Origin of the sequence: Oceanobacillus alkalisoli, from assembly GCF_022213125.1 — a bacterium.
Taxonomy (GTDB): domain Bacteria; phylum Bacillota; class Bacilli; order Bacillales; family Amphibacillaceae; genus Oceanobacillus; species Oceanobacillus alkalisoli.
The window spans coordinates 1-254 of sequence record NZ_JAKNRA010000068.1 but is presented as its reverse complement, the minus strand read 5'-3'; the positions used below and the strand labels follow the sequence as shown (position 1 = coordinate 254).

The 254-nt window shown below is 51.2% G+C and carries 1 rRNA gene; it reads right to left on the bottom strand.

Features of this window, described 5'->3' with window-relative positions:
- A 23S ribosomal RNA gene (locus tag L3V42_RS18170) occupies window positions 1-254 on the bottom strand; the annotation flags it as partial.

Genomic DNA, 254 nt, shown 5'->3' with positions numbered 1-254 from the left:
TACCTGTGTCGGTTTGCGGTACGGGCACCTGTGATCTGGCTAGAGGCTTTTCTCGGCAGTGTGAAATCAGGAACTTCGGTACTCAATTTCCCTCCCCATCACAGCTTGAAATTGCCAGACGGATTTTCCTATCTGACTTTCTCACTGCTTGGGCGCACACTTCCATCCGTGCGCATTCCTTATCCTTCTGCGTTCCCCCATCGCTCATAACGATCATGAGGTGGTACAGGAATATCAACCTGTTGTCCATCGCC